General features: G+C 54.6%; 25 protein-coding genes and 1 tRNA gene. 21 read left to right on the top strand and 5 right to left on the bottom strand.

What is annotated here, in order from left to right; translation table 11 throughout:
* Together IM290_RS20600 and IM290_RS20595 are read left to right on the top strand one after the other, a co-directional pair.
* A complete protein-coding gene (locus IM290_RS20600; protein WP_193042645.1) occupies window positions 1–876 on the top strand; it encodes an ABC transporter permease in 876 nt (291 codons plus the stop codon).
* A gap of 9 nt (window positions 877–885) precedes the next feature.
* The gene (locus IM290_RS20595) at window positions 886–2,487 is read left to right on the top strand and encodes a gamma-glutamyltransferase family protein (RefSeq protein WP_193042644.1); all 1,602 of its coding nucleotides are present in this window, start codon (window positions 886–888) and stop codon (window positions 2,485–2,487) included.
* An 85-nt stretch (window positions 2,488–2,572) separates the two neighbouring features.
* Here IM290_RS20595 and IM290_RS20590 read toward each other — a convergent pair whose 3' ends face one another.
* Both IM290_RS20590 and fadE read right to left on the bottom strand, forming a co-directional pair.
* Window positions 2,573–3,343, bottom strand: coding sequence for an amidohydrolase (locus tag IM290_RS20590; RefSeq protein WP_032652649.1), 771 nt, complete (start codon window positions 3,341–3,343; stop codon window positions 2,573–2,575).
* Window positions 3,344–3,450: 107 nt separating this feature from the next.
* On the bottom strand, window positions 3,451–5,895 hold the full coding sequence (gene fadE, locus IM290_RS20585) for an acyl-CoA dehydrogenase FadE (protein ID WP_015571378.1): 2,445 nt from the start codon (window positions 5,893–5,895) through the stop codon (window positions 3,451–3,453).
* Window positions 5,896–6,134: 239 nt separating this feature from the next.
* On the opposite strand from fadE, the gene lpcA reads away from it, so the two are divergent.
* Window positions 6,135–6,713, top strand: coding sequence for a D-sedoheptulose 7-phosphate isomerase (gene lpcA / locus IM290_RS20580; protein WP_003863232.1), 579 nt, complete (start codon window positions 6,135–6,137; stop codon window positions 6,711–6,713).
* Window positions 6,714–6,759: 46 nt separating this feature from the next.
* A complete protein-coding gene (locus IM290_RS20575) occupies window positions 6,760–7,527 on the top strand; it encodes a class II glutamine amidotransferase (protein ID WP_017383120.1) in 768 nt (255 codons plus the stop codon).
* Here the strand turns inward: IM290_RS20575 and dpaA are convergent.
* Window positions 7,498–8,238 carry a peptidoglycan meso-diaminopimelic acid protein amidase gene (gene dpaA, locus IM290_RS20570; RefSeq protein ID WP_006810008.1) on the bottom strand — a complete coding sequence of 247 codons (741 nt, stop codon included), beginning with the start codon at window positions 8,236–8,238 and terminating at the stop codon, window positions 7,498–7,500. The two genes, IM290_RS20575 and dpaA, sit on opposite strands and share 30 nt — an antisense overlap.
* 300 nt (window positions 8,239–8,538) lie before the next feature.
* On the opposite strand from dpaA, the gene IM290_RS20565 reads away from it, so the two are divergent.
* The 8 genes from IM290_RS20565 to dinB all read left to right on the top strand — a co-directional run bounded on the left by IM290_RS20565 (window position 8,539) and on the right by dinB (window position 15,744).
* Window positions 8,539–9,882, top strand: coding sequence for a Na(+)-translocating NADH-quinone reductase subunit A (locus IM290_RS20565; protein ID WP_193042643.1), 1,344 nt, complete (start codon window positions 8,539–8,541; stop codon window positions 9,880–9,882).
* A 2-nt stretch (window positions 9,883–9,884) separates the two neighbouring features.
* The gene (locus IM290_RS20560; protein WP_022647143.1) at window positions 9,885–11,120 is read left to right on the top strand and encodes an NADH:ubiquinone reductase (Na(+)-transporting) subunit B; all 1,236 of its coding nucleotides are present in this window, start codon (window positions 9,885–9,887) and stop codon (window positions 11,118–11,120) included.
* Window positions 11,113–11,907 (top strand): Na(+)-translocating NADH-quinone reductase subunit C, encoded by a 795-nt coding sequence (locus IM290_RS20555; RefSeq protein WP_193042642.1) that lies wholly within the window; start codon window positions 11,113–11,115, stop codon window positions 11,905–11,907. Before IM290_RS20560 ends, IM290_RS20555 begins: the two co-directional genes overlap by 8 nt.
* Window positions 11,900–12,538, top strand: coding sequence for an NADH:ubiquinone reductase (Na(+)-transporting) subunit D (locus IM290_RS20550; RefSeq protein ID WP_003863219.1), 639 nt, complete (start codon window positions 11,900–11,902; stop codon window positions 12,536–12,538). The genes IM290_RS20555 and IM290_RS20550 overlap by 8 nt, the downstream gene beginning before the upstream one ends.
* Before the next feature lie 6 nt (window positions 12,539–12,544).
* Complete coding sequence (gene nqrE / locus IM290_RS20545) at window positions 12,545–13,141, top strand: NADH:ubiquinone reductase (Na(+)-transporting) subunit E (RefSeq protein WP_003863217.1); 597 nt, start codon at window positions 12,545–12,547, stop codon at window positions 13,139–13,141.
* 10 nt (window positions 13,142–13,151) lie between these two features.
* On the top strand, window positions 13,152–14,375 hold the full coding sequence (nqrF, locus tag IM290_RS20540) for an NADH:ubiquinone reductase (Na(+)-transporting) subunit F (protein WP_015571374.1): 1,224 nt from the start codon (window positions 13,152–13,154) through the stop codon (window positions 14,373–14,375).
* A gap of 2 nt (window positions 14,376–14,377) precedes the next feature.
* Window positions 14,378–14,578 carry a (Na+)-NQR maturation NqrM gene (nqrM, locus tag IM290_RS20535; RefSeq protein ID WP_003863212.1) on the top strand — a complete coding sequence of 67 codons (201 nt, stop codon included), beginning with the start codon at window positions 14,378–14,380 and terminating at the stop codon, window positions 14,576–14,578.
* 107 nt (window positions 14,579–14,685) lie between these two features.
* The gene (dinB, locus tag IM290_RS20530) at window positions 14,686–15,744 is read left to right on the top strand and encodes a DNA polymerase IV (RefSeq protein ID WP_193042641.1); all 1,059 of its coding nucleotides are present in this window, start codon (window positions 14,686–14,688) and stop codon (window positions 15,742–15,744) included.
* A gap of 55 nt (window positions 15,745–15,799) precedes the next feature.
* On the opposite strand, the gene pepD is transcribed toward dinB, so the two are convergent.
* Window positions 15,800–17,257 (bottom strand): cytosol nonspecific dipeptidase, encoded by a 1,458-nt coding sequence (gene pepD / locus IM290_RS20525; protein WP_193042640.1) that lies wholly within the window; start codon window positions 17,255–17,257, stop codon window positions 15,800–15,802.
* A gap of 258 nt (window positions 17,258–17,515) precedes the next feature.
* Here pepD and gpt point away from each other — a divergent pair, with 258 nt between their 5' ends.
* The 3 genes from gpt (at window position 17,516) to crl (ending at window position 19,781) form a co-directional block, all read left to right on the top strand.
* Complete coding sequence (gene gpt / locus IM290_RS20520) at window positions 17,516–17,974, top strand: xanthine phosphoribosyltransferase (protein ID WP_003863205.1); 459 nt, start codon at window positions 17,516–17,518, stop codon at window positions 17,972–17,974.
* Window positions 17,975–18,078: 104 nt separating this feature from the next.
* Window positions 18,079–19,323: an esterase FrsA gene (gene frsA, locus IM290_RS20515; protein ID WP_017694464.1), complete on the top strand. Its 1,245-nt coding sequence runs from the start codon at window positions 18,079–18,081 to the stop codon at window positions 19,321–19,323.
* 56 nt (window positions 19,324–19,379) lie between these two features.
* A complete protein-coding gene (gene crl / locus IM290_RS20510) occupies window positions 19,380–19,781 on the top strand; it encodes a sigma factor-binding protein Crl (protein WP_006809999.1) in 402 nt (133 codons plus the stop codon).
* A 131-nt stretch (window positions 19,782–19,912) separates the two neighbouring features.
* Here the strand turns inward: crl and phoE are convergent, their stop codons facing one another.
* Entirely contained in the window at window positions 19,913–20,965 is a 1,053-nt protein-coding gene (gene phoE, locus IM290_RS20505; RefSeq protein ID WP_017383128.1) for a phosphoporin PhoE, read from the bottom strand.
* Between the two features lie 305 nt (window positions 20,966–21,270).
* Here phoE and proB point away from each other — a divergent pair, with 305 nt between their 5' ends.
* The 6 genes from proB (at window position 21,271) to IM290_RS20475 (ending at window position 26,519) form a co-directional block, all read left to right on the top strand.
* Entirely contained in the window at window positions 21,271–22,374 is a 1,104-nt protein-coding gene (gene proB, locus IM290_RS20500) for a glutamate 5-kinase (protein WP_032652660.1), read from the top strand.
* An 11-nt stretch (window positions 22,375–22,385) separates the two neighbouring features.
* The gene (gene proA, locus IM290_RS20495; RefSeq protein ID WP_193042639.1) at window positions 22,386–23,639 is read left to right on the top strand and encodes a glutamate-5-semialdehyde dehydrogenase; all 1,254 of its coding nucleotides are present in this window, start codon (window positions 22,386–22,388) and stop codon (window positions 23,637–23,639) included.
* Window positions 23,640–23,750: 111 nt separating this feature from the next.
* Window positions 23,751–23,826 (top strand) — tRNA-Thr (locus IM290_RS20490).
* Between the two features lie 175 nt (window positions 23,827–24,001).
* Window positions 24,002–25,216, top strand: a complete 1,215-nt coding sequence (locus IM290_RS20485; protein WP_193042638.1) for an integrase arm-type DNA-binding domain-containing protein — start codon at window positions 24,002–24,004, stop codon at window positions 25,214–25,216.
* A gap of 148 nt (window positions 25,217–25,364) precedes the next feature.
* Window positions 25,365–26,222 carry a DUF6387 family protein gene (locus IM290_RS20480; RefSeq protein ID WP_001412615.1) on the top strand — a complete coding sequence of 286 codons (858 nt, stop codon included), beginning with the start codon at window positions 25,365–25,367 and terminating at the stop codon, window positions 26,220–26,222.
* Window positions 26,223–26,312: 90 nt separating this feature from the next.
* Window positions 26,313–26,519, top strand: a complete 207-nt coding sequence (locus IM290_RS20475; protein ID WP_001075424.1) for an AlpA family transcriptional regulator — start codon at window positions 26,313–26,315, stop codon at window positions 26,517–26,519.
* Window positions 26,520–26,536: the final 17 nt, after the last annotated feature.

Here is a 26,536-nt window from a genome sequence, read left to right as displayed (position 1 = left end):
ATGGCGGAACTGACGACGCAAACCGTTTCCCCCACGCTGCCGCGCGCGCAGAACCGGGTGCTGAAGAAATTTCTCGGCAATAAAAGCGCGGTGATTGGCGCGCTTGTGGTGGGTTTTTTTGTCCTGGTGGCGCTGCTGGCGCCGTGGATAGCCCCCTTCGACCCGGTCAAAGCCAACTTCCTGGCGGTGCGCAAAGCGCCGTCGGCGATGTACTGGTTCGGCACCGACGAGCTGGGGCGTGACATCTTATCCCGCATTATTTGGGGGGCGCGCACCTCGCTGATGGCGGGCTGTATGTCGGTCATTATTGCCGTGGTCATCGGCGTGCCGCTGGGGCTGGTGGCGGGCTACTTCCAGAAGATGTGGGACGGCGTCATCTCACGCTTCATTGAGGCGCTGCTGGCCTGTCCATTCCTGATCATGGCGATCGCGCTGGGGGCATTTTTAGGCCCAAGCCTGACGAATGCGATGATCGCCATTGGTCTCTCGGCAATGCCGATCTTCGCCCGGCTGACGCGCGGCCAGGTGATCGCCATTCGCAACGAAGAGTATATCGACGGCGCGCGGGCGATTGGCCTGGCGGATCGCTGGATCATCATTAAATACGTCCTGCCAAACGTGATGTCGCCGATCCTCGTGCAGGCCACGCTGGCGATCGCCTCGGCGATTATCGCCGAAGCCAGCCTGTCGTTTTTGGGGCTGGGACAGCAGCCGCCAAATCCGTCCTGGGGCTCCATGCTCAACACCGCGAAAGGGTTTCTGGAGCAGGCTCCGTGGATGTCCGTTTTCCCCGGCGTGGCGATTTTCCTTGCCGTGCAGGGCTTTAATCTACTCGGCGACGGGCTGCGCGATGCGCTCGATCCGCGCCACGACTAAGGAGTCATGATGACCAAAGCGCTTGATTTTACGTCCGGTTACGATTCACGCCGCCCGCCGATGCTGGGCCATAACGCGGTTGCCACGTCGCAGCCGCTGGCGGCGCAGGCGGGGATGAAGATGCTGCAACTGGGCGGCAATGCCGTCGATGCAGCCATTGCCACCGCGATGGCGCTGACGGTGGTCGAGCCGACCGGCAACGGGATCGGCAGCGACGCCTTTGCCATCGTCTGGGACGGTGAAAAGCTTCACGGCCTCAACGCATCAGGCCGCTCGCCGGCCAGCTGGCATGCGGATCTGTTTGCCGGAAAAAGCGCAGTGCCGGAAATTGGCTGGGACGCGGTGACCGTGCCGGGAGCGGTATCCGGCTGGGTCGCGCTGGCGGAGCGCTTCGGCACGCTGCCGCTGACCACGCTGGCGCAGCCTGCCATTGACTACGCGCGCAACGGCTTTCCCGTCTCGCCGCTGATTGGTCATCTCTGGCAGCGAGGCTATAGCAAGCTGAAAGATCAGCCGGGCTTCAGCGCCTGCTTCGCGCCGGAAGGCCGCGCCCCGCGCGTGGGGGAAATCTTCCGTAACCCGGCGCAGGCGAACTCGCTGGAGCTGATTGCGAAAACCAACGGCGACGCGTTTTACCGCGGCGAGCTGGCGCAGAAAATTGCCGCCTTTGCCAAAGAACACGGTGCGCATCTGACGGCAGAGGATCTGGCAAACCACCGCGTGGACTGGGTAGACCTCCTGTCGCGCGACTTCGCGGGCGGTTCGGTGCAGGAGCTGCCGCCTAACGGTCAGGGGATCGCCACGCTGATTGCGCTGGGCATTCTTGAGCAGTGCGGCATTGAGAAGCACCACCCGGACTCCGTGCAATCTCTGCACCTGTCCATTGAGGCGATGAAGCTGGCGCTGGCGGATCTCGATCGCTACGTGGCGGACGAAGAACACATGGCCTTCGCGGCGAAAGAACTGCTGAGCGACCATTACCTGAAGTCGCGCGCGGCGCTTATCAACCACGATAAAGCTTCTGATTTTGTGTATGGATCGCCGACGCAGAGCGGGACGGTTTACGTCAGCACCGCGGATGCGAGTGGGATGATGGTCTCGTTTATTCAGTCCAACTATATGGGATTCGGTTCAGGGATCGTGGTGCCGGATACCGGGATCAGCCTGCAAAACCGGGGCTGCGGCTTTGTGCTGGACCCTGCGCACCCGAACGCGCTGGCGGGCAGCAAGCGCCCGTTCCACACCATCATTCCGGGATTTGCGATGGACGACAACGGCAAGCCGCTGATGTCCTTCGGCGTGATGGGCGGCCCGATGCAGGCGCAGGGGCACATGCAGATGGCGCTGCGCATTATGCTGCACGGGCAAAACCCGCAGGCGGCAATCGATGCACCGCGCTGGCGCGTGGTGCAGGGCAGGGAGGTGATCGTCGAATCAACGTTCGATCGCAATACTATCGCGGCGCTGCGCGAGCGCGGGCATCAGATCGTGGTGGAAGATCCGCTTCAGGATTATAACTTCGGCGGTGCGCAGGTGATTTACCGTATGCCGGAAGGGCACTACGTGGCCGCGACGGAAAGCCGCAAAGACGGGCAGGCGCTGGTGAGTTAATTAACGCCCGGTGGCGCTGCGCTTACCGTGCCTACGCTGTGCTTTTTGTAGGCCGGGTAAGGCGCAGTCGTCACCCGGCTTTTTTTCAACCAATGCTAAACGGATCTGCATCCTGCCAGGCCGGAAACTTCTCCCGATACTCCTTTAACGTCGTTAACGAGATCTCAGCGTCAATTCGTGTTGCCTGATGCGGCTCTGCGGTGGCAATAATCTCTCCCTGCGGACTGATCACCCGGCTGTCACCGCGATAGTGATGCCCGTTGCCGTCCGTTCCCACGCGGTTACAGCCAACGACATAAGCCTGATTTTCAATCGCGCGCGCGGTCAGTAAAGCCTGCCAGTGCAGGGAGCGTGGGGCGGGCCAGTTGGCGACGTACAACGCCAGGTCATAATCGTTGCGGTTGCGCGACCACACCGGGAAGCGCAGGTCATAGCAGACCAGCGGCAGAATACGCCAGCCGCGCCATTCAAATACCACGCGTTCGCTTCCGGCTTCATAATGTTGATGTTCATCCGCCATGCGGAACAGGTGGCGCTTATCGTAGAAATGGACTTTTCCTTCCGGCTCGACCAGCAGGAAGCGGTTGACCGGTCCGCGCCCGGTCTGGAGTGCGACGCTACCGGCAATCAGCGCATTTGTTTCCTGCGCCCTGGCGTGCATCCAGGCCACCACCTCGTCCTGCGGCATGGACTGTTTTGCTGCCTCCATCGCGAAACCTGTGGTAAACATCTCCGGCAGGACAATCACATCGCGTCCGGTAATCTCTTCCAGCTGGCGATCAAAATGGCGAAGGTTGGCGGGGCCGTCCATCCACACTAAAGGTTGCTGCAAAACAGAAATCTTTAAACCAGGCACGATACAGGCTCCTTAATAAACACTTTTTGACACTGTAGCACGTCATTACCAGAAAATGTGGCAATAAAAAACCCCGCGCGGGGCGGGGGTTGTGAGAGCAAAAGGCCTTATGCCGCTTCAGGTTTGCGGTGCTTCTCTGGCAGCTTTACCGGCTGTGTCGCCAGCTCTTCAGGTTCGAAATCATCCACATTAATACTGCGCAGACGGCTCTCTTCGGCTTTCACCAGAATCGCAGCTTCGCTGTTGTCGATGATGCCACCCGCCAGCGCCTGTTTTGCCAGCTCATCCAGTCGTGTAAACGGCAGGTTTTTGCCCAGCTGTTTGCAGATCTTCTGGTGAATCGGGTCGGCGGCCATCACGTCAAGCAGCGCCTCTTCCAGCAAACCTACCGGGTTATGCGGGGTAGGTGCCAGATATTGACCCCGACCAATACGAGAGCGGGTTGCGCTTGGTACCTGGAGGATTTTTGCCACTTTGTGATCCAGCTTGTCGGACGGCGCCAGGTGATGACGACCGGTCGGGAAGATCACCGCGCGCAGGGCACCCGCTACGAAGCGGTTCGGGAAGTTCGCCAGCAGATCGTCAATCGCCTGTTCGGCCTGATACATCGCATCCTGCACGCCCCAGTGCACCAGCGGCAGATCCGCTTCCTGACGGCCTTCATCGTCGTAGCGTTTCAGCACCGCAGAGGCCAGGAAGATCTGGCTCAGCACATCACCCAGACGGGCGGAGATGCGTTCGCGACGCTTCAGGCTACCGCCCAGGACGGCCATTGATACGTCAGACAGCAGGGCCAGGTTGGCGCTCAGACGGTTCAGATGCTGGTAGTAACGTTTGGTCGCATCGCCGGTTGGCGTCGCGCTGGTCAGCCCGCGCGTCAGGCCCAGCCAGAAGCTGCGCACCTTGTTGCTGCCGACGTGACCGATATGTTTGAACAGCAGTTTGTCGAAGGCATCCACATCATTATTCTGCGCGGCAGCCATCTCTTCCAGCACGTACGGATGGCAGCGAATCGCACCCTGGCCGAAGATCATCATGCTGCGGGTCAGGATGTTTGCCCCTTCCACGGTGATGGCAATCGGCGCACCCTGATAGCCGCGCGCCAGGAAGTTGCCTTCGCCGAGCATGATACCTTTACCGCCTGCGATATCCATTGCATCAATAATTGACTGCTGTGCGCGGTGGGTACAGTGATACTTCACAATCGCCGACAGCACGGCGGGTTTTTCGCCCAGCATAATGCCGTAGGTAATCAGCGAGGCTGCGGCGTCCATCACGTAGGCATTGCCCGCAATACGCGCCAGCGGCTCTTCGATACCTTCCATCTTGCCGATGGAGATTTTGAACTGACGGCGGATATGCGCGTAAGCCCCAATCCCCATCGCCACCGATTTCAGACCGCCTGTTGAGTTCGACGGCAGGGTAATGCCGCGGCCCACAGACAGACATTCCACCAGCATACGCCAGCCCTGCCCGGCCATTTTCGGGCCACCGATGATGTAGTCAATCGGGACAAAGATATCCTGACCGCGGGTAGGACCGTTCTGGAACGGTACGTTCAGCGGGAAGTGACGGCGACCAATTTCAACGCCCGGGGTTGAGGTTGGGATCAGCGCACAGGTAATACCCAGCTCTTCTTCACCGCCCAGCAGTTTTTCCGGGTCAGAGAGTTTGAACGCCAGGCCCAGCACCGTGGCGATAGGTGCGAGGGTGATATAACGTTTGTTCCAGGTCAGGCGCATACCCAGCACCTGCTGGCCCTGCCATTCGCCCATGCAAACCACGCCGGTATCAGGGATTGCGCCGGCATCGGAGCCCGCTTCGGGGCTGGTCAGCGCGAAGCACGGAATTTCCTGACCACGCGCCAGACGCGGCAGGTAGTGATCTTTCTGCTCTTCTGTACCGTAATGCTGTAACAGCTCGCCCGGGCCTAAGGAGTTTGGCACGCCAACGGTGATCGCCAGGATCCCGGAGACACCCGCCAGTTTTTGCAGCACACGAGCCTGAGCGTAAGCGGAGAATTCCAGACCGCCGTACTCTTTCTTAATGATCATCGCGAAGAAGCGATGCTCTTTCAGGTATGCCCACAGCTCAGGCGGCAGGTCGGCCATTTCGTGAGTGATGGCAAAGTCGTTTGCCATGCGGCACGCTTCTTCTACCGGACCATCAATAAAGGCTTGTTCTTCGGCGGTCAGACGCGGCTGCGGATAGTTGTGAAGCTTTTTCCAGTCGGGGTTGCCCTGGAACAGATCGCCTTCCCACCAAGTTGTACCGGCGTCAATCGCTTCTTTCTCTGTACGCGACATCGGCGGCATCACTTTACGGAATCCCCTGAACACCGGCGCAGAGATCATCGACTTACGCATCGGCGTCAGGTTGAACGGCAGCAAAATGATGGCCAGGGGAACAAGGACCCAGATATTCCACAGGCCAGCGACGCCAAGTGCAGCCGTCCAGGCCAGAAGAATCAGGCTACTCAGGAATAAACTGACACGGTGATAGAACAACACACCGAGCAGCACAACGGTTGCGAAAATGCTCAAAATCATCATAAAGAAAAGCTCCCTTGCTTGTAGGAGGTCTGACCACTTGTGATGATATGGTTGTAGTTGATGTCATTTCCTTTAGCAATGTGTTTACAAAATAATTACAACCTGGTTCACATTGTTCGCGTTTTAGCCGGCACAAAAAATCAAAACGCCCGACGATTCGCATGGCTTTAGCTTCTCGCTTTTACTGCTATCCGGTACACTCCACTGTGTTATTTCATCAATACTGAAGGATTATCCTCATGTACCAGGATCTTATTCGTAACGAACTGAACGAAGCGGCGGAAACGCTGGCGAATTTTCTGAAAGATGATGCCAATATTCACGCTATTCAGCGCGCGGCGGTCCTGCTTGCCGACAGCTTCAAAGCCGGCGGTAAAGTGCTCTCCTGCGGTAACGGCGGTTCCCACTGTGACGCCATGCATTTCGCCGAAGAGCTGACCGGACGCTATCGCGAAAACCGTCCGGGCTACCCGGCGATAGCGATTTCCGACGTGAGCCACATCTCCTGTGTAGGCAACGACTTCGGTTACGACCATATCTTTTCCCGCTACGTTGAAGCCGTAGGCCGTGAAGGCGACGTACTGCTGGGTATCTCCACGTCCGGTAACTCCGCTAACGTGATCAAAGCGATCGCCGCCGCGCGTGAGAAGGGCATGAAAGTGATCACCCTGACCGGGAAAGATGGCGGTAAGATGGACGGTACAGCGGACATTGAAATCCGTGTACCACACTTCGGTTATGCGGATCGCGTTCAGGAAATTCACATCAAAGTGATCCACATCCTGATCCAACTGATCGAAAAAGAGATGGTTAAGTAAGACTTCGCTGGGGGCGCCGGTGCCCCCGCTGTTGTGGAGGTGATCTATGTGCGAACTGCTCGGGATGAGCGCCAATGTGCCAACCGATATCTGCTTTAGTTTTACCGGGCTGGTTCAGCGCGGTGGAGGAACCGGGCCGCATAAAGACGGCTGGGGCATTACCTTCTACGAAGGCAAAGGATGTCGCACGTTTAAAGATCCACAACCCAGCTTTAACTCACCCATTGCCAGACTGGTGCAGGACTATCCTATTAAATCCTGTTCGGTGATCGCCCATATCCGCCAGGCAAATCGCGGCGAAGTGGCGCTGGAAAATACCCATCCGTTTACCCGTGAACTGTGGGGCCGTAACTGGACCTATGCGCACAACGGGCAGCTCTCGGGCTATAAGTCACTGGAAACCGGCAATTTTCGTCCTGTCGGTGAAACGGACAGCGAAAAAGCATTTTGCTGGCTGCTGCACAAGCTGACCGAGCGCTACCCCCGTACGCCCGGCAACATGACCGCCGTTTTTAAGTACATAGCGTCACTGGCGTCTGAGTTACGCGAGAAGGGCGTCTTTAATATGCTGCTGTCTGACGGGCGCTACGTGATGGCGTTCTGCTCGACAAATCTGTTCTGGATCACCCGACGTGCGCCGTTTGGGGTCGCCACGCTGCTCGATCAGGATGTGGAAATTGATTTTCAGAAGGAGACCACACCGAACGATGTGGTCACTGTCATTGCAACGCAGCCGCTGACTGGCAACGAAACCTGGCAAAAGATTATGCCAGGCGAGTGGGCGCTATTTTGTCTCGGGGACCGCGTAATTTGACGCCAGCTGCGGCTGAACCACTTCATGGCTGAGCGGTTTACTCACCACGTAACGGCCATTGACGATGGACACCACCGGCGGCTTATGGGTCTGCTCGAAGTAGTCATAGCCCGGTTTTAGCTGTTTCCAGAAATCTGTGTAAACAGAGTACTTATGGCGCGCCATGTTCGCATCCGTCATACGGAACGGATAGATGCTGACCTGAACATTCGGCTGGCCGAAGACCAGTGCGCCCGTGACAAACTGGAAGATTTCATCAATGCCGGAATCCGTCATCGCATAACAACCGACAGACACGCAGGCACCGTGAATCATCAGGTATTTCCCTTCGTAACCGTGCGCACGGTCGAAGGCATTGGGGAAACCGATGTTAATCGCTTTATAGAACCGGCTGTCCGGTTTTAGCTGGTTACGCTGAACGTTGTAAAACCCTTCCGGACTTTTGAAGTCACCCTGGCGCTGTTTCGGCCCCAGCCCGCCAGAATAGTTACAGATTTTGTAGCTATCGAGCAGCTGATACGTCTCGCCCATTTTGACAAACAGATCGAGTGTGCGCTCTTCCTTGAAGATTTGAATATAAACCGGGGATCCCATCAACTGCTGTTTATACTCTTTGCTGACCGGCGTCGTTGAACTATTACTGCCAAGCAGCCCGGCAAACGACATGCACGGTATCAGAAGCATCGCAATGAACAATGCGATTTTACGCATACTACTGGTTCCTTGATAAAACAATGACCAACTTGCCAGAACGGCAAAAGACACCCGAAATCAGACTAATCTGGACAGGAGCGCTCACATTAGCACCGATGGAGATTTTCGCAAGAGCCAACCTTTGCGTTTACAAATTAGTTTTACTTTATAACCCATTCACATTGTCCTGACTCCAGGAACTTTGCGCAATAGCTCGCATTTCGGCGCGCCAGACGGCGGATTTGCTGCCCTCGTCAGGGCCGAAAATGGTACACTCCGGCCTCTCTGGATTGTTGTTCATGGATACCTGCTAACCACATGTTTAGAATCAGAAAAGGACTCGATCTGCCAATCTCTGGCGTGCCTGAACAGCACGTAACAACCGGCGCCAGTATTCACCATGTCGCTATTGTAGGTGATGATTACGTGGGCATGCGTCCCGCGATGCTGGTAAAGGAAGGCGATCGCGTAATAAAAGGCCAGGCGCTCTTCGAGGATAAAAAAAATCCTGGCGTTATGTTTACAGCCCCAGCCAGCGGCACCGTTGTCGCCATCCATCGTGGTGAGCGTCGCGTCCTGCAATCGGTTGTTATTCGAATTGAAGGCGATGAGAAACGCGAATTTGCGCGTTTTGACGCCGCCGATCTTGCCACCCTCAGCCACGACGCGGTGCAGACGCAACTGCTGGAGTCGGGACTGTGGACGGCGCTTCGCACGCGCCCCTATAGCAAAACGCCCGTGCCTGGCACTGTGCCGGCCGCTATCTTCGTTACGGCCATCGACACCAACCCGCTCAGCGCAGATCCGCAGCCTCTTATCCTGGCGGAACGAAAAGCTTTCGATGCCGGCCTCACCGTGTTAACGCGCCTGACGCCGGGCAAAGTGCATGTCTGCCAGGCCAGTGGGGGTAAGCTGGGCGGTCATCCGCAAGGGCAGGTGGCCTTTAATGAATTTGCCGGCCCGCATCCGGCCGGGCTGGTGGGAACGCATATTCATTTCCTGGAGCCGGTAAGCCTGACGAAACAGGTCTGGCATCTTAATTATCAGGACGTGATTGCTATCGGTAAGCTGTTCACCACGGGTGAGCTGTGCGCAGAACGCATTATTGCCATCGGCGGCCCTCAGGCAACCCAACCGCGTCTGGTTCGCACGCTGCTTGGGGCAGACCTGACGGCGCTGTTGACTGGCGAAACGAAAGAGGGTGAAAACCGTATTATTTCCGGTTCGGTGCTGAGCGGCAGGCACGCGACAGGCCCGATGGCCTGGCTGGGTCGTTTCCATCTTCAGGTGAGCGTTGTGCTTGAAGGACGCGAGAAAGAGCTGTTCGGCTGGGTACTGCCTGGTGCAGAAAAATACTCGGTAACGCGCACCACGCTCGGCCACTTCCTGCGTCGTAAGCTGTTTAACTTCTCCACCAGCACCAACGGCGGTGAGCGCGCCATGGTTCCGATTGGCAACTACGAACGCGTGATGCCGCTGGATATTCTGCCCACCGTGCTGCTACGCGATCTCCTGGCCGGCGATACCGACGGTGCCCAGGCGCTGGGCTGTCTGGAGCTGGACGAAGAAGATCTGGCGCTGTGTACCTATGTGTGTCCAGGTAAATACGAATATGGACCCGTATTGCGCGAGGTGTTAACCCGCATTGAGCAGGAAGGATAACCATGGGCTTAAAACACCTCTTTGAAAAAATTGAGCCGCACTTTACCGAAGGGAAGCTCAAAAAGTACTACCCGCTGTATGAAGCGACAACGACCATTTTCTACACGCCGGGTCTGGTGACGAAAGGCGCGGCGCACGTTCGCGACGCCATTGACCTCAAGCGAATGATGATTCTGGTCTGGTTTGCGGTCTTCCCGGCCATGTTCTGGGGGATGTATAACGTTGGGTTGCAAACTATTCCGGCGCTGCACCATATGTACGATGCAGAGCAGCTGGCGCAGGTGATTCAGTCTGACTGGCACTATCGTCTGGCGCAGTCGCTGGGGGTGAGCTTTGCGGCAGATGCCGGCTGGATCAGCATGATGACGCTGGGCGCTGTCTTCTTCCTCCCCATCTATATGACTGTCTTTATCGTGGGCGGTTTCTGGGAGGTGCTGTTCGCCATTATTCGCAAACATGAGATCAACGAGGGCTTCTTTGTTACCTCTATTCTGTTTGCGCTGATTGTTCCGCCAACGCTGCCGCTCTGGCAGGCGGCGATGGGGATCAGCTTTGGCGTGGTGATTGCCAAGGAGATCTTCGGCGGGACCGGACGCAACTTCCTCAATCCGGCTCTGGCAGGGCGCGCGTTCCTGTTCTTTGCTTATCCGGCGCAAATCTCGGGCGACCTGGTGTGGACGGCAGCAGACGGATTCTCCGGCGCGACGCCACTTTCACAGTGGGCGGCTGGCGGCGGCGAAACGCTGGTCAATAATGCAACCGGACAGCCTGTCACCTGGTTTGATGCGTTTATCGGCAATATTCCAGGCTCCATCGGTGAAGTGTCTACCCTGATGATTTTGATCGGCGGGGCCATCATCCTCTTTGGCCGCGTGGCGTCCTGGCGCATTGTCGCAGGCGTCATGCTCGGGATGGTACTCACCGCCACGCTTTTCAACTTCATTGGTTCAGACACAAACCCGATGTTCTCCATGCCGTGGTACTGGCACCTCGTGCTGGGAGGCTTTGCGTTTGGCATGATGTTCATGGCCACCGATCCGGTCTCGGCTTCGTTTACCGACAGAGGTAAATGGTGTTACGGCGCGCTCATTGGGGTGATGTGTGTACTGATTCGCGTGGTTAACCCGGCTTATCCGGAAGGGATGATGTTGGCCATTCTGTTTGCCAATCTGTTTGCGCCGCTGTTCGACTACCTGGTCGTGCGCGCCAACATTAAGCGGAGGAAGGCGCGTGGCTGAGATCAAAAATAACGACAGCATCAGCAAAACGCTGCTGGTGGTGCTGGTACTGTGTCTGGTCTGTTCCATTGTCGTGGCCGGTTCTGCCGTAGGGTTAAAGCCGCTACAGCAAGAGCAACGAGCGCTGGATAAACAGCGTAACATCCTGGCCGTGGCCGGGCTGATGCAGGAAGGCATGACGAAGGATGACGTCGCAGCGGTGTTTGCCGAACGTATTACCGCACGGCTGGTGGATTTAAAAACCGGGGAGTTAATGGATAAAGACCCGGCGAAATACAACCAGGCGCTGGCGCTAAAAGATCCGCAGATGAGCATCACGCTTGACGCCTCGCAGGATCCGGCAGGCATTAAGCGCCGCAGCAATGTCGCGGAGATTTACCTCGTCCGTGACGAGCAAAAGCGCATCCAGGAAATCGTGTTGCCCATCTATGGCAACGGTTTATGGTCAATGATGTACGCCTTTGTGGCGTTGGATACCGATGGTCGTACGGTCAAAGGCATTACTTATTACGATCAGGGCGAAACACCAGGGCTGGGGGGCGAAGTTGAGAACCCTAACTGGCGGGCACAGTTTGTTGGTAAAAAAGTGCTCGACGACAACGGCCAGCCTGCGCTGAAGGTGGTGAAAGGGAGCGCGCGTCCCGGCGATGAATTTGCCGTTGATGGCCTTTCCGGCGCCACGCTCACCTCTAACGGTGTGCAGCACAGCTTTGATTTCTGGATGGGTGAACTGGGCTTTGGTCCCTTCCTGAAGAATGTACGTGAAGGAGCGCTGAATAATGGCTGATACGGGTGAACTGAAAGAAGTTAAAAAGGTGCTGATTGGCCCGCTGTTAGCCAATAACCCGATAACGCTTCAGGTGCTGGGGGTGTGCTCGGCGCTGGCGGTGACCACCAAGCTGGAAACGGCGGTGGTCATGACGCTGGCAGTAACGCTGGTGACAGCGTTTTCCAGCATGTTTATCTCAATGATCCGCCACCACATACCCAACAGCGTGAGGATCATCGTGCAGATGGCGATCATCGCCTCGCTGGTGATCGTGGTCGATCAGCTCCTGCGCGCCTTCGCCTATGAAACCTCGAAGCAGCTTTCGGTGTTTGTCGGCCTGATAATTACCAACTGTATCGTGATGGGGCGTGCTGAAGCCTATGCGATGAAAATGCCACCGCTGGCGAGCTTTATGGACGGTATCGGCAACGGCCTGGGTTACGGCGTGATCCTGTTGACGGTTGGTTTCCTGCGCGAACTTATTGGCAGCGGCAAGCTGTTTGGCATTCCGGTGCTGGATACGGTACAGAACGGCGGCTGGTATCTGCCGAACGGCCTGTTCCTGCTGGCCCCAAGCGCATTTTTCATTATCGGTTTGCTGATCTGGCTGATTCGTACGTTGAAGCCTGAACAGCAGGAAAAGGAGTAACCGACAATGGCTCATTACCTGAGTTTATTTGTGCGCGCGGTGTTTGTTGAAAACATGGCGCTCGCTTTCTTCCTGGGCATGTGTACGTTCCTTGCCGTTTCTAAAAAGGTATCGACGGCATTTGGTCTGGGCGTGGCGGTCACCGTTGTGCTGGGGCTTTCCGTTCCGATTAACAACCTGGTCTTCAACTTCGTGCTGCGCGATGGCGCGCTGGTGGAGGGGGTTGATCTTAGCTTCCTGAACTTCATCACCTTTATCGGAGTGATTGCGGCGCTTGTTCAGATCCTGGAGATGATCCTCGATAAATACTTCCCGTCGCTGTACAACGCGCTGGGGATCTTCCTGCCGCTGATCGCCGTGAACTGCGCCATCTTCGGTGGCGTCTCGTTTATGGTTCAGCGCGATTACAACTTCAGTGAATCGGTTGTGTATGGCTTCGGTTCCGGTATCGGCTGGATGCTGGCGATTGTCACCATGGCGGGGATCCGTGAAAAAATGAAATATGCCAACGTACCTGCGGGGCTTCGTGGCTTAGGGATCACCTTTATCACCACCGGCCTAATGGCGTTGGGCTTTATGTCCTTCTCCGGTGTGCAGCTATAAGGGCTAACAGATGGAAATTATTCTTGGCGTGGTGATGTTCACGCTGATAGTACTGGTGCTGTCAGGGCTGATCCTGGCGGCGCGTGCGAAGCTGGTCAATTCCGGGGATGTGATCATTGATATCAATGACGATCCGCAGAATCAGATCCGTACCCCGGCAGGGGATAAGCTGCTTAACACGCTCTCCGGCAACGGGATTTTTGTCTCGTCTGCCTGTGGCGGCGGTGGCTCCTGTGGCCAGTGCCGTGTGACGGTCAAAGAGGGCGGCGGTGATATTCTGCCAACGGAACTGTCGCATATCACGAAGCGTGAAGCGAAAGAGGGATGCCGTCTGGCGTGTCAGGTCGCTGTGCGCCAGAACATGAAGATTGAGCTGCCGGAGGAGATCTTCGGCGTGAAAAAATGGGAGTGCGAAGTTATCTCTAACGATAACAAAGCCACGTTCATCAAAGAGCTCAAGCTGCGTGTCCCTGAAGGGGAGAGCGTCCCGTTCCGTGCGGGTGGGTATATCCAGATTGATTGTCCGGCACACACCGTCGCGTATGCTGACTTCGATGTGCCTGAGGAGTACCGGGCAGACTGGGATAAATTTAACCTCTTCCGCTTTGTTTCCGAGGTAAAAGAGCCCGCGCTTCGCGCCTATTCCATGGCTAACTATCCGGAAGAGAAGGGCATTATTATGCTCAACGTGCGTATCGCCACGCCGCCACCGAATGTGCCTGATGCCCCTCCTGGCGTCATGTCGTCGTATATCTGGTCCCTCAAGCCTGGCGACAAAGTGACGATTTCCGGCCCGTTCGGCGAATTCTTTGCCAAAGATACTGACGCGGAGATGGTCTTTATCGGCGGCGGTGCGGGTATGGCGCCGATGCGTTCGCATATTTTTGACCAGCTCAAACGACTTGGCAGCAAGCGTAAGATCAGCTTCTGGTACGGGGCGCGTTCACTGCGCGAAATGTTCTATGACGATGAGTTTGAACAACTGGCGCGTGATAACCCTAACTTTACCTTCCATGTGGCGCTATCCGATCCGCAGCCGGAAGATAACTGGACAGGCTATACGGGCTTCATCCACAACGTGCTGTATGAAAATTACCTCAAACAGCACCCGGCACCGGAAGACTGCGAGTTCTATATGTGTGGTCCACCAATGATGAACGCCGCCGTGATTAAGATGCTAAAAGATCTTGGCGTGGAAGATGAGAACATCATGCTTGATGATTTCGGAGGCTGATTATGCTGACTTTTCTGGCGACCTTTGCGGTGTTTGTGCTGGTGATCTTCGGCATGTCCTTAGGCTGGATCATCAAGCGTAAAAGCATTCAGGGCAGTTGCGGAGGCATCTCTTCCATCGGAATGGAAAAAGTGTGCGATTGTCCGGAACCGTGCGATGCGCGGAAAAAGCGGATGGCTCGCGAGCAGCAACGCATTATTTAGTCTTCCAGGTCGGGTAAGGCAACGCCGCCACCCGACAATTCCTGCGCGCACTTCTCAACCCTCATTTGTTTACTGTATACTTATCCAGTAATAAGTGAGGGCTTACTATGCGCAAAATAATCCATGTCGATATGGACTGCTTTTTTGCCGCAGTGGAGATGCGTGACAACCCGGCGCTGCGGGATATTCCGATCGCCATTGGCGGCAGCCGGGTTCAGCGCGGTGTCATCAGCACCGCCAACTATCCTGCTCGCAAATACGGTGTACGCAGCGCCATGCCGACAGCGATGGCGCTGAAACTGTGCCCGCATCTCACTCTTTTGCCCGGACGTTTTGATGCCTATAAAGAAGCATCGAGCCACATTCGGGAGATCTTCTCCCGCTACACCTCACTGATTGAACCGTTATCGCTGGATGAAGCCTATCTGGATGTCACCCACAGCGTGCACTGCCACGGCTCCGCCACCCTCATGGCGCAGGAGATCCGCCAGACTATTTTTAACGAGCTGAACCTGACGGCATCGGCAGGCGTCGCGCCGGTCAAATTTCTCGCCAAAATCGCCTCCGATTTAAATAAGCCCAACGGCCAGTACGTCATCACTCCGGAAGAGGTTCCGGCGTTTTTAAAGACGCTGCCGCTCAGCAAAATCCCCGGCGTGGGCAAAGTCTCCGCCGCGAAGCTGGAAAGTATGGGGCTTCGCACCTGCGAAGATGTTCAGCGCAGCGATCTGGCGCTGCTGCTTAAGCGTTTTGGCAAGTTTGGCCGCGTACTGTGGGAACGCAGTCAGGGCATTGATGACCGGGATGTGAACAACGAACGGCTGCGTAAATCGGTCGGAGTCGAACGCACGCTCAGCGAAGATATCCATGACTGGACCGAGTGTGAAACCATTATTACGGAACAACTCTATCCTGAGCTTGAAAGACGCTTACTGAAGGTCAAACCGGATCTGCTTATTGCCCGGCAGGGCATCAAGCTGAAATTTAACGACTTTCAGCAGACGACGCAGGAGCATGTCTGGCCGCGTCTGAACAAAGAGGATCTTATCGCGACGGCGAAAAAGGCGTGGGAAGAACGACGAGGCGGACGAGGGGTGAGGCTGGTGGGGCTGCATGTCACCTTGCTGGATCCGCAGCTGGATCGTCAGCTGGTGTTGGGACTGTAGATTACGCTAATCGTAGGCCCGGTAAGCGTAGCGCCACCGGGCAACAGACGACGAATTACTTCGCAGGGATTGCTTTCAGCAGCTCAGTCAGCAGCGTCCAGTAGTGACCGACGCTTTCAATGTGAACCTGCTCATCCGGGGAGTGTGGCCCGGTGATGGTTGGCCCGATGGAGACCATGTCCATATCCGGATATGGTTTCTTGAACAGACCACACTCCAGACCCGCGTGAATAACCTGAATGTTCGGGGTGCTGTTGAACAGTCGCTGATAAGTTTCCCGCACCAGGGCCATGACCGGAGAACTTGCATCCGGCTGCCAGCCCGGGTAGCTGCCTTTTGCAGACGTTTTCGCACCGGCCAGGGTGCCCAGAGATTCCAGCATGCTCACAACGTACTCTTTGCCGCTGTCGATCAGGGAACGGATCAGGCAGATGATCTCTGCGCTGTCGTCACCCATGGTCACCACGCCCACGTTCAGGGAGGTTTCCACCACGCCTTTCGCCACGTCAGAGTTGCGAATAACGCCGTTTGGCGTTGCGTTCAGCAGCTGGACGAACGTGTCACGAGACTGTGCGGTCAGCGCGGCTTTATCCGTCGTAACGGACTCCAGCACCACCGTCAGGTTTTTCTCTTTTGCAGACAGTTCGTTTTTCAGGATCTCCAGATACACGCTGGAGAGGTTTTTCAGCTCGTCCGCTTTCGACGCAGGCACCGCCACGGTAGCGAAGGCTTCGCGAGGGATCGCGTTACGCAGAGTACCGCCGTTGAAGTCCACCAGACGCAGATCCAGTTCAGCGGCATGGCCCGCCAGGAAACGCGCCAGCAGTTTGTTGGCGTTGCCCAGGCCCAGGTGAATATCACCGCCGGAGTGACCGCCTTTCAGCCCTTTCAGCGTCAGCTTAAAGGTCTCGAATTCGGCAGGGATCGCTTCGCGGGACAGCGGCAGGGTAGAGATAAAATCGATCCCGCCCGCGCAGCCCATGTAGATCTCACCCTCTTCTTCGGAGTCGGTGTTGATCAGAATGTCCGCTTGCAGCCAGTTTGCCTGGAGACCGAACGCGCCATCCATGCCCGCTTCTTCAGTCATGGTCAGCAGCACTTCCAGCGGACCGTGTTCAACGCTGTCGTCAGCCAGCACGGCCAGCGCGGAAGCCATACCAATGCCGTTATCTGCGCCCAGAGTCGTGCCGCGCGCCTTCACCCACTCACCGTCGATGTACGGCTGGATCGGGTCTTTTGTGAAGTCGTGAACGGTGTCGTTGTTTTTCTGCGGAACCATATCCAGGTGCGCCTGCAATACCACTGGCTTACGGTTTTCCATACCTGCGGTGGCAGGTTTGCGGATAAGAATATTGCCAACCTGGTCGCGCTCAGCGTGCAGACCTTTTTCCTTTGCCCAACCCATAATATGTTCGGCAAGCTGTTCTTCGTGATAGGAAGGGTGCGGAATGGAGCAGATTTTGGCAAAAATATCCCACAGTGGTTGTGGAGATAATTGAGACAGTTCAGACACGATAGGTCTCCTTGTCGTTGCGCTGCAAAACAATGTTGCAGGTCACAGGGTTAGCAGGTTAATCGTTACCACAAGTCAGGCTTGCGAGATGCAACTGAGAATACCACTTTCTCCCGTGGCTGGTAGCATTAAGCATGTAAAAACTCAGGCTCATGGCGCGTAACACTGGTTTTTAGTGCGTCAGATCTCTATAATCTCGCGCAACCTGGTTCACCCTCATTTTTTTAAGCCGTATATAAACAGGCTGGGACACTTCACATGAGCGAAAAATACGTCGTCACCTGGGACATGTTGCAGATTCACGCACGCAAACTGGCTGCGCGTCTGATGCCTTCCGAACAGTGGAAAGGCATTATTGCCGTCAGCCGTGGCGGTCTGGTACCGGGGGCGCTGCTGGCTCGTGAGCTGGGTATTCGTCATGTCGATACCGTATGTATCTCCAGCTACGATCACGACAACCAGCGCGAACTGAAAGTGCTGAAACGCGCGGAAGGCGACGGTGAAGGCTTTATCGTTATCGACGATCTGGTGGACACCGGCGGTACCGCGGTGGCTATCCGCGAAATGTATCCAAAAGCGCACTTCGTCACGATCTTCGCGAAACCAGCGGGTCGCCCACTGGTTGATGATTACGTCATTGATATCCCGCAGGATACCTGGATTGAACAGCCATGGGATATGGGCGTGGTCTTCGTACCGCCTATCTCTGGCCGTTAATTTCAGTACGTAACTTTACACGCCCGGTTATGCCGGGCGTTGTTCTTTTTACCCTGCCACGCGTTACAATGGTCTTCATATGACGTATCCATGGAGGCAACGCAATGACGCAGGCGAATCTTACCGAAACTCTCTTCAAACCCCGTTTCAAGCACCCTGAAACGTCGACGCTGGTGCGTCGTTTTAATCCGGGGACAATGCCTGCCGTTCAGTCAGCGTTAGACGGTAAGAACGTGCCCCACTGGTATCGAATGATTAACCGCCTGATGTGGATCTGGCGCGGCATCGATCCGCGTGAAATCCTCGACGTGCAGGCGCGTATCGTGATGAGCGAGTCCGAGCGTACCGACGGCGATCTCTACGATACGGTGGTGGGCTACCGTGGTGGAAACTGGATCTACGAATGGTCAAAGCAGGCCATGCTCTGGCAGCAAAAAGCGAGCCAGGAAGAAGACGCCACTCTCAGCGGAAAGCACTGGCTGCATGCGGCAAATCTGTACAGCATCGCTGCATATCCGCATCTTAAAGGCGACGAACTGGCAGAGCAGGCCCAGGCGCTGGCAAACCGGGCTTATGAAGAGGCCGCGCAGCGGTTGCCTGGCCGGATGCGTGAAATTGAGTTCGCCATTCCCGGTGGCAGCCCGGTGACCGGATTCCTGCATATGCCGGAGGGGGAAGGGCCGTTCCCGACGGTTCTGATGTGCGGTGGACTGGACTCGTTACAAATTGACTATTACAGCCTGTATGAGCGCTACTTTGCCCCAAACGGAATCGCCATGCTGACGCTTGATATGCCTTCCATTGGTTTTTCATCCAAATGGAAACTTACGCAAGACTCCAGCCTGCTGCACCAGCATGCTTTAAAAGCGCTGGAGAATATCCCCTGGGTTGACCACACCCGGGTTGGCGCGTTTGGCTTCCGCTTTGGCGCTAACGTCGCGGTACGGCTTGCCTACCTTGAATCTTCACGCCTGAAGGCCGTCGCCTGTCTTGGCCCGGTGGTGCATGCTCTGTTAAGCGATCCTGCGCGTCAGGGTAGCGTTCCTGAGATGTATCTGGACGTGCTGGCGAGCCGACTTGGCATGCATGATGCTTCAGACGAAGCGTTGCGCATTGAACTTAATCGTTATTCATTAAAAACGCAGGGCTTACTCGGCCGCCGCTGCCCAACCCCGATGATGTCCGGTTTCTGGAAGAACGATCCGTTTAGCCCGGAAGAGGAGTCACGCTTAATCACGTCGTCATCTTCTGATGGTAAATTGCTGGAGGTACCCTTCAGCCCGGTGTACCAGAATTTTGACAAAGCGCTGAAAGAGATCACACGCTGGATCACGCAGAGATTGTGTTAATAGTTTGCTAAATTTCGTTGGTTTGGTAAAACAGTGCTTCACAAAAGGAGATCGCAATGACGTTACCGAGTGGACACCCGAAAAGTAGACTGATTAAGAAGTTCATGGCTCTTGGCCCGTATATTCGAGAAGAGCAGTGTGAAGAGAATCGCTTTTTTTTCGACTGCCTGGCTGTTTGCGTCAACGTGAAGCCTGCACCCGAAAAACGTGAGTTCTGGGGCTGGTGGATGGAAATGGAAGCACAGGAAAACCGTTTTACCTATAGCTATCAGTTTGGCCTGTTTAATAAAGACGGGCACTGGCAGGCGACGAGCATCAAAGATCAGGAAGTGATCGATCGTCTGGAGCATACGCTAAAAGAATTTCACGGCAAAGCTCGTGACCTGCTGGCAACGCTGGATCTGAAGCTGGAGCCTGCGGACGATTTTTCCAGCGAAGCGGTGAAACTGAGAGCCTGATTATGTCACAGCGCCGGGTGGCGGCTACGCCTTACCCGGCATGAAAAATGTACTATCCCGTACGCCCGGTAAGCACAGCGTCACCGGGCACAAAAAAACCGGCTCAGCGCCGGTTTTTTATTACCACAACATCAGAACTGGTAGGTCATGCCCAGCGCAACGATATCATCGCTGCTTACGCCCAGTTTATTATCGTCATCGATCTGGTTGATCTTATAATCAACAAACGCAGACATATTTTTGTTGAAATAATATGTAGCACCTACGTCGATGTATTTCACGATATCTTCATCGCCGATACCTTCGATATCTTTGCCTTTAGACTGCACGTAACCCAGAGATGGACGCAGACCAAAGTCAAATTGATATTGTGCGACCACTTCGAAGTTTTGCGCTTTATTTGCAAAGCCACCGGAAATAGGGGCCATATTGCGGGTTTCGGAATAGATAGTGGCCAGATAAATATCGTTGGCATCATATTTCAAACCGGTTGCCCAGCCTTCTGCTTTTTTACCTTCGCCGCGTGCCTGAAGGTTTTGATCGTTAGTGCGATCGGAGCTGGCATAGGCACCAATCACAGAAAAATCGCTGCCGCCGAAGTCATAGCTCAGGGAGGTACCGAAGCCGTCACCGTTTTGCTTCTTCACGTCGCGGTTTTCATTTTTGCCCTGGTATTGCAGGGTCATATTCAGGCCGTCAACCAGGCCAAAGAAATCGGTATTACGGTATGTGGCCAGACCGGAGGCGCGTTTCGTCATGAAGTTATCGGTCTGTGCCAGGCCGTCACCGCCGAACTCCGGGAACATATCGGTGTATGCGGCGACGTCATACAGCGCGCCCAGGTTACGGCCGTAATCCAGTGAGCCGAAGTCTTTCAGTTTCAGCCCGGCAAATGCCAGACGTGTTTTTTGAGAAGAGTCGCTCTCAGCTTTGTTACCTGCGAACTCAGCTTCCCAACGTCCGTAGCCGGTCAGCTGATCGTTAATCTGCGTTTCACCCTTAAAGCCGAAACGAACGTAAGTCTGGTCACCATCCTTAGCGTCATCATCACTGATGTAGTGCATTGCTTTTACTTTGCCGTACACGTCCAGTTTATTCCCGTTTTTATTATAAACTTCTGCTGCCTGAACAGATGCGGAAGCAACTACGCCCATTACCACTAATGCCAGAGTGCTCTTTTTCATTTTCAATCCTGATTTTATAAAAACGCGCTAATATTCGCTGAGTAATAAGATTCGACTTATTACCCCGTGAAAAACAGGAAGGGTTTTATCGTTCGTGGGTGAAAGTTTTATGACAAAGTAAGAATATGTCTAAAAAAGTATGTTTTAATTTTTCGGTAATAAAATTGTCAAAATCTGCCGCTACGCTTCCTGATCCCGCGCAACAAAGTGACGGGTCATGCGCTAAGGCAGTTGGCAACGGAGCTGACACCTGTTAAAACGTCTGACTGACATCATTTTCCCTTATTGTTGAACGGCAGAGAATCATGAGTGACAGCCAGACGCTGGTGGTAAAACTCGGTACCAGTGTGTTAACAGGCGGATCGCGCCGCCTGAATCGTGCCCATATCGTTGAGCTTGTACGTCAGTGCGCTCAGTTGCATGCCGCAGGGCATCGTATTGTGATTGTGACTTCCGGGGCGATTGCCGCCGGGCGTGAACACCTGGGCTACCCCGAACTCCCCGCGACGATCGCCTCCAAACAGCTGCTGGCCGCCGTGGGACAAAGCCGACTCATACAGCTCTGGGAACAACTGTTCTCCATCTACGGCATTCACGTCGGGCAGATGCTGCTGACGCGTGCGGATATGGAAGACAGAGAACGTTTCCTGAACGCCCGCGATACGCTGCGTGCGCTGCTGGATAACCATATCGTTCCGGTCATTAACGAAAACGACGCTGTTGCCACCGCTGAAATCAAAGTAGGCGACAACGATAACCTCTCTGCGCTGGCGGCGATCCTGGCAGGGGCCGATAAGCTGCTGCTTCTGACCGATCAGCAGGGGCTGTTTACCGCTGACCCGCGCTCTAATCCACAGGCTGAACTGATCAAAGACGTTCACGGCATTGACGATGCGCTGCGTGCCATTGCGGGTGACAGCGTTTCTGGTCTGGGGACAGGCGGCATGGGCACCAAGCTCCAGGCCGCGGACGTGGCGTGCCGGGCCGGTATCGACACCATCATCGCCGCGGGCAGCCGTCCGGGCGTGATCGGTGATGTGATGGAAGGCATCTCTGTGGGCACACGCTTCCACGCCCAGGCGTCCCCGCTGGAAAACCGAAAACGCTGGATCTTTGGTGCGCCCCCGGCTGGCGAATTGACCGTGGATGAAGGCGCGACCGCCGCTATTCTGGAAAGAGGAAGCTCGTTACTTCCAAAAGGAATTAAAAGCGTGACAGGCAACTTCTCGCGTGGTGAAGTGATCCGAATCCGTAACATTGAAGGTCGCGACATCGCTCATGGCGTAAGTCGTTATAACAGCGACGCGCTGCGTCGGATTGCTGGTCACCATTCCCAGCAGATCGACGCCATCCTGGGCTATGAATATGGCCCGGTTGCCGTGCATCGTGACGACATGATTATTCGTTAAGGAGCCAGAACATGCTGGAACAAATGGGCGCAGCCGCGAAAGCCGCCTCTTATAAACTGGCGCTCCTTTCCAGCCGCGAGAAAAATCGCGTGCTGGAAAAAATCGCTGATTATCTGGAATCTCAGTCGCAGGAAATTTTGCTCGCCAACGAGCAGGATCTGCTGGAAGCGCGTCGCAACGGCTTAAGCGAAGCGATGCTCGATCGTCTGGCGCTGACCCCGGCGCGTCTGAAAGGTATCGCCGACGACGTCCGTCAGGTGTGCAACCTCGCCGACCCGGTAGGGCAGGTGATTGACGGTGGGGTGCTCGACAGCGGATTACGCCTTGAGCGTCGCCGCGTGCCGCTTGGCGTCATTGGGGTGATTTACGAAGCGCGTCCAAACGTGACGGTGGATGTCGCCTCCCTGTGCCTGAAGACCGGTAACGCCGCGATCCTGCGTGGCGGGAAAGAGACCTGGCGCACCAACGCCGCGACGGTAAACGTCATTCAGCAGGCGCTGGAGGAGTGTGGTTTACCGGCGGGTGCCGTGCAGGCGATTGAAAGCCCCGACCGTGCACTGGTCAACGAGATGCTGCGCATGGACAAATACATCGACATGCTCATCCCACGCGGCGGCGCGGGCTTGCACAAGTTGTGCCGTGAGCAATCTACCATTCCGGTGATCACCGGCGGTATTGGCGTATGCCATATCGTAGTGGATGACACCGCGGAGATCGAACCGGCGCTGAAGATTATCGTCAACGCTAAAACCCAGCGTCCAAGCACCTGTAATACGGTAGAAACGCTGCTGGTGCATCAGGGCATCGCCAGTACCTTCCTGCCAGCGCTGAGCAAGCAGATGGCGGAAAGTGGCGTCACGCTGCATGCGGACGAGAGCGCTCTCGCCCTGCTGAAAGACGGTCCGGCGAAGGTCGTTCCGGTTAACGCGGAGCAGTACGACGATGAGTATTTGTCGCTGGATCTGAACGTGAAGGTAGTTGCGGATCTCGATGACGCTATTGCGCACATTCGTGAACACGGAACCCAGCATTCTGACGCGATCCTGACGCGCACCCTGCGCAATGCCGACCGGTTTGTGAATGAAGTGGATTCGTCTGCGGTTTACGTGAATGCCTCGACGCGCTTCACCGATGGCGGCCAGTTTGGTCTGGGCGCGGAGGTGGCTGTGAGCACTCAGAAGTTGCACGCCCGCGGTCCGATGGGGCTGGAAGCACTGACCACCTACAAGTGGATCGGCTACGGTGATGATACGATTCGTGGGTAAATAATCGCGGGTGATGCAAAAATAGCCGTTTGATTCAAAAGGGCATTGACGCATCACCCGGTTAGATCTACTCTTTTGCCCCGTGGTTACGCTCGTAACCGGCCTTTCAGGGCCGATATAGCTCAGTTGGTAGAGCAGCGCATTCGTAATGCGAAGGTCGTAGGTTCGACTCCTATTATCGGCACCATCCTACCTATTTTAACGTCTCCCTAAGTCTACTCAAACACCCTTTAAATCCTTATAATACGCCGTTTCACGGCCCTTGTTGTCTCTGCTCGTCTACTCACGTTCACGAAAATCTACGGTGAGTTGGGGGCATCGGTGGGGGCATGTTGTATTCGGTCTAAAGGAGATGCCCCCAAATGAAGCTCAATGCCAGACAGGTCGAGACTGCCAAGCCTAAAGATAAACCCTATAAGTTAGCAGATGGTGGGGGCATGTATCTGGAGGTGTTCCCTAACGGCACCAAAAGCTGGCGCATGAAATACCGTATCGCAGGTAAAGAAAAACGTGTGGTGTTTGGTGTTTACCCGACCATTACCTTAGCGGATGCCAGAAGCAAAAGAGATGATGCTAAAAAGCTGCTGGTTAATGGCGTTGATCCGAGTGCGTTTAAGAAAGAAAGCAAACTAGCCCAAATCGAAGAAGTAAAAAACACCTTTCAGCAAATTGCGCTCGAATGGCACAACATGAAAGTGAAGAAATGGTCTGCGGGATATGCCTCTGACATTCTTGAAGCCTTCAACAAAGATGTCTTCCCGTTCATCGGTCAACGTCCTGTTGCAGACATCAAGCCGTTGGAATTGCTTAACGTGCTCAAAAAGATGGAAGAGCGAGGTGCGACTGAGAAAGCTAAGAAAGTACGTCAGCGGTGTGGTGAAGTGTTTCGCTACGCCATAGTTACAGGCAGAGCCGAGTATAACCCCGCACCAGATCTCACCAGTGCTATGCAGGGGCATGAGTCTAAACATTATCCATTCCTGACCATTGAGGAGCTTCCAGCCTTTTTTAAAGCCCTTGCTGGCTACTCTGGTAGTGAGTTGGTAGTGTTAGCCGCCCGACTAATGATCATCACTGGTGTTCGAACGGGTGAATTACGTGGTGCGTTATGGTCTGAAATTTACCCTGATAAAGGGTTATGGGAAATTTCTGCCGAACGCATGAAAATGCGGCGTCCTCATATTGTTCCGTTATCCGTGCAGGCATTGGAAATTATTGAAAAAATCAGGGCAATGACTGGTAATTTTCATCTAATGTTCCCCGGTCGTAATGATCCAAGTAAAACAATGAGCGAAGCCAGTATCAATCAGGTGTTTAAGCGAATTGGCTATACCGGCCGCGTTACGGGGCATGGATTCCGTCATACCATGAGCACCGTTCTTCATGAACAAGGCTACAACACCGCATGGATTGAAACCCAGCTTGCGCATCTTGATAAGAATGCTATCCGTGGTACCTATAACCATGCGCAATATCTTGATGGCAGACGTGAGATGCTGCAATGGTATGCTGACTATATGGATAGCCTTGAGAATGGTGGCAATGTGATGCATGGGACGTTTAATCGACGTGCATAGAGGAAGCTGATGCTGAACTAAGGGCTATGTCTCGGAAGAGCGTAGCTCTTTTTTATGACTGCATTTTTTATAATTATTGCTTCTGGTCGCTCAGATGAGTTCAACTATCCATTTCTGAATGGAATAACAAAGGCACCAAATGGCAATCATGAGAAACTGGTCAACGGAACACACCAAAGAAGTTAAAAAATGGTTGGATATCAATACCTATCGAGGATTTGAAGATCTGACTCTCATACAGCTTTACCATGAGCTGCTTGCAAGGACACTGTTCTTTAAGCCTTATCATGAGGAATTCGAAGCGAAAGCCGTGAACCTCTATATTGACCGAATTTTCAGCGGAAAACCGTTTCTTATTACAGAGCAACATCTCGGATACCTCACGAGAGAGGACACCCTTTACCAACCCCCACATTTCTTTTTGACCACGACAGAACGGCTGGCTCAGCTCAGCATCGTTGGATTACGGAATTCATTATTTTTCTGGGATGGAAGTGATGAGTATTCGGTTAACCGTGAATTTCTCGATAGCCCTGTATCCGAAGCTCTCCCTAAGCTGTTCAGAGATACTGTCATGGTCGAAATAGACCTTGCGAATGGAACTGATGAGGAAATAGCTGAATCTTTGAAAGCCGCGCTACCTCAATGGCGTAAAGTACGGGGCATTGAAGCCGATACATCTGATTCGATCAGGTTTGGCTATGGAACCATCAAGAAAATCATCAACTACAGACTCATACCCATGATTGACATCCTTGTATGGTCTACTCTGCACAAGGTTCGCATATCAGAAGATCGACTTTCACGCCTCCTTTACACCGACGATGATGATGAAGAACAGACCCGCCTCAATCACCAAATTCGGGACACAGACAGACCACTGGCGATAAAAGCAGCCAGTATACCTTTCATCCGTCAGTTCCATCTGTTCATCAACAAAAACAGTCATCTCAAAAACATCAGAGTTTCAGACGTGATGAAAATCGCGGATTCTGATAAAGACTGATATCCATACCCTTGGCGATCTGAAGGTCGCTCTTTTTGCTGGTGATTCAATCATATATTCATTTCCGTCAACATAGATGAGGGAAATACCATGAATCAGCCATGCACACGTCTTATCCGCCTGTCAGAAGTGATGAATAAAACCGGATTTGGTAAGGCTTGGATTTATCGTCTTATCAGCCAAAATCGGTTTCCACAGCCTGTAAAGATCGGTATTCGTGCTATTGCTTTTATCGAAAGCGAAATCGATGAATGGATTCAATTAACTATAGAGAATTCAAGAAAGCATGTTGCTTAAGAGGAATGTTGCTACAT

Origin of the sequence: Enterobacter cloacae complex sp. S1, assembly GCF_014930525.1 — a bacterium.
Lineage (GTDB): Bacteria > Pseudomonadota > Gammaproteobacteria > Enterobacterales > Enterobacteriaceae > Enterobacter > Enterobacter hormaechei_C.
Note: the sequence above shows the minus strand (reverse complement) of the source record. Positions and strands in the feature narration are given on the sequence as shown.

What these genes read in the sequence shown, in the direction of transcription:
- nqrF (WP_015571374.1), top strand. Translation starts at nt 13,152, where the DNA reads ATGGAAATTATTCTTGGCGTGGTGATGTTCACGCTGATAGTACTGGTG.
- phoE (WP_017383128.1), bottom strand. Translation starts at nt 20,965, where the DNA reads ATGAAAAAGAGCACTCTGGCATTAGTGGTAATGGGCGTAGTTGCTTCC.
- proB (WP_032652660.1), top strand. Translation starts at nt 21,271, where the DNA reads ATGAGTGACAGCCAGACGCTGGTGGTAAAACTCGGTACCAGTGTGTTA.
- dpaA (WP_006810008.1), bottom strand. Translation starts at nt 8,238, where the DNA reads ATGCGTAAAATCGCATTGTTCATTGCGATGCTTCTGATACCGTGCATG.
- IM290_RS20565 (WP_193042643.1), top strand. Translation starts at nt 8,539, where the DNA reads ATGTTTAGAATCAGAAAAGGACTCGATCTGCCAATCTCTGGCGTGCCT.
- IM290_RS20600 (WP_193042645.1), top strand. Translation starts at nt 1, where the DNA reads ATGGCGGAACTGACGACGCAAACCGTTTCCCCCACGCTGCCGCGCGCG.
- frsA (WP_017694464.1), top strand. Translation starts at nt 18,079, where the DNA reads ATGACGCAGGCGAATCTTACCGAAACTCTCTTCAAACCCCGTTTCAAG.
- fadE (WP_015571378.1), bottom strand. Translation starts at nt 5,895, where the DNA reads ATGATGATTTTGAGCATTTTCGCAACCGTTGTGCTGCTCGGTGTGTTG.
- IM290_RS20485 (WP_193042638.1), top strand. Translation starts at nt 24,002, where the DNA reads ATGAAGCTCAATGCCAGACAGGTCGAGACTGCCAAGCCTAAAGATAAA.
- proA (WP_193042639.1), top strand. Translation starts at nt 22,386, where the DNA reads ATGCTGGAACAAATGGGCGCAGCCGCGAAAGCCGCCTCTTATAAACTG.
- IM290_RS20595 (WP_193042644.1), top strand. Translation starts at nt 886, where the DNA reads ATGACCAAAGCGCTTGATTTTACGTCCGGTTACGATTCACGCCGCCCG.
- IM290_RS20575 (WP_017383120.1), top strand. Translation starts at nt 6,760, where the DNA reads ATGTGCGAACTGCTCGGGATGAGCGCCAATGTGCCAACCGATATCTGC.
- crl (WP_006809999.1), top strand. Translation starts at nt 19,380, where the DNA reads ATGACGTTACCGAGTGGACACCCGAAAAGTAGACTGATTAAGAAGTTC.
- gpt (WP_003863205.1), top strand. Translation starts at nt 17,516, where the DNA reads ATGAGCGAAAAATACGTCGTCACCTGGGACATGTTGCAGATTCACGCA.
- IM290_RS20560 (WP_022647143.1), top strand. Translation starts at nt 9,885, where the DNA reads ATGGGCTTAAAACACCTCTTTGAAAAAATTGAGCCGCACTTTACCGAA.
- nqrE (WP_003863217.1), top strand. Translation starts at nt 12,545, where the DNA reads ATGGCTCATTACCTGAGTTTATTTGTGCGCGCGGTGTTTGTTGAAAAC.
- IM290_RS20480 (WP_001412615.1), top strand. Translation starts at nt 25,365, where the DNA reads ATGAGAAACTGGTCAACGGAACACACCAAAGAAGTTAAAAAATGGTTG.
- IM290_RS20550 (WP_003863219.1), top strand. Translation starts at nt 11,900, where the DNA reads ATGGCTGATACGGGTGAACTGAAAGAAGTTAAAAAGGTGCTGATTGGC.
- IM290_RS20475 (WP_001075424.1), top strand. Translation starts at nt 26,313, where the DNA reads ATGAATCAGCCATGCACACGTCTTATCCGCCTGTCAGAAGTGATGAAT.
- dinB (WP_193042641.1), top strand. Translation starts at nt 14,686, where the DNA reads ATGCGCAAAATAATCCATGTCGATATGGACTGCTTTTTTGCCGCAGTG.
- nqrM (WP_003863212.1), top strand. Translation starts at nt 14,378, where the DNA reads ATGCTGACTTTTCTGGCGACCTTTGCGGTGTTTGTGCTGGTGATCTTC.
- lpcA (WP_003863232.1), top strand. Translation starts at nt 6,135, where the DNA reads ATGTACCAGGATCTTATTCGTAACGAACTGAACGAAGCGGCGGAAACG.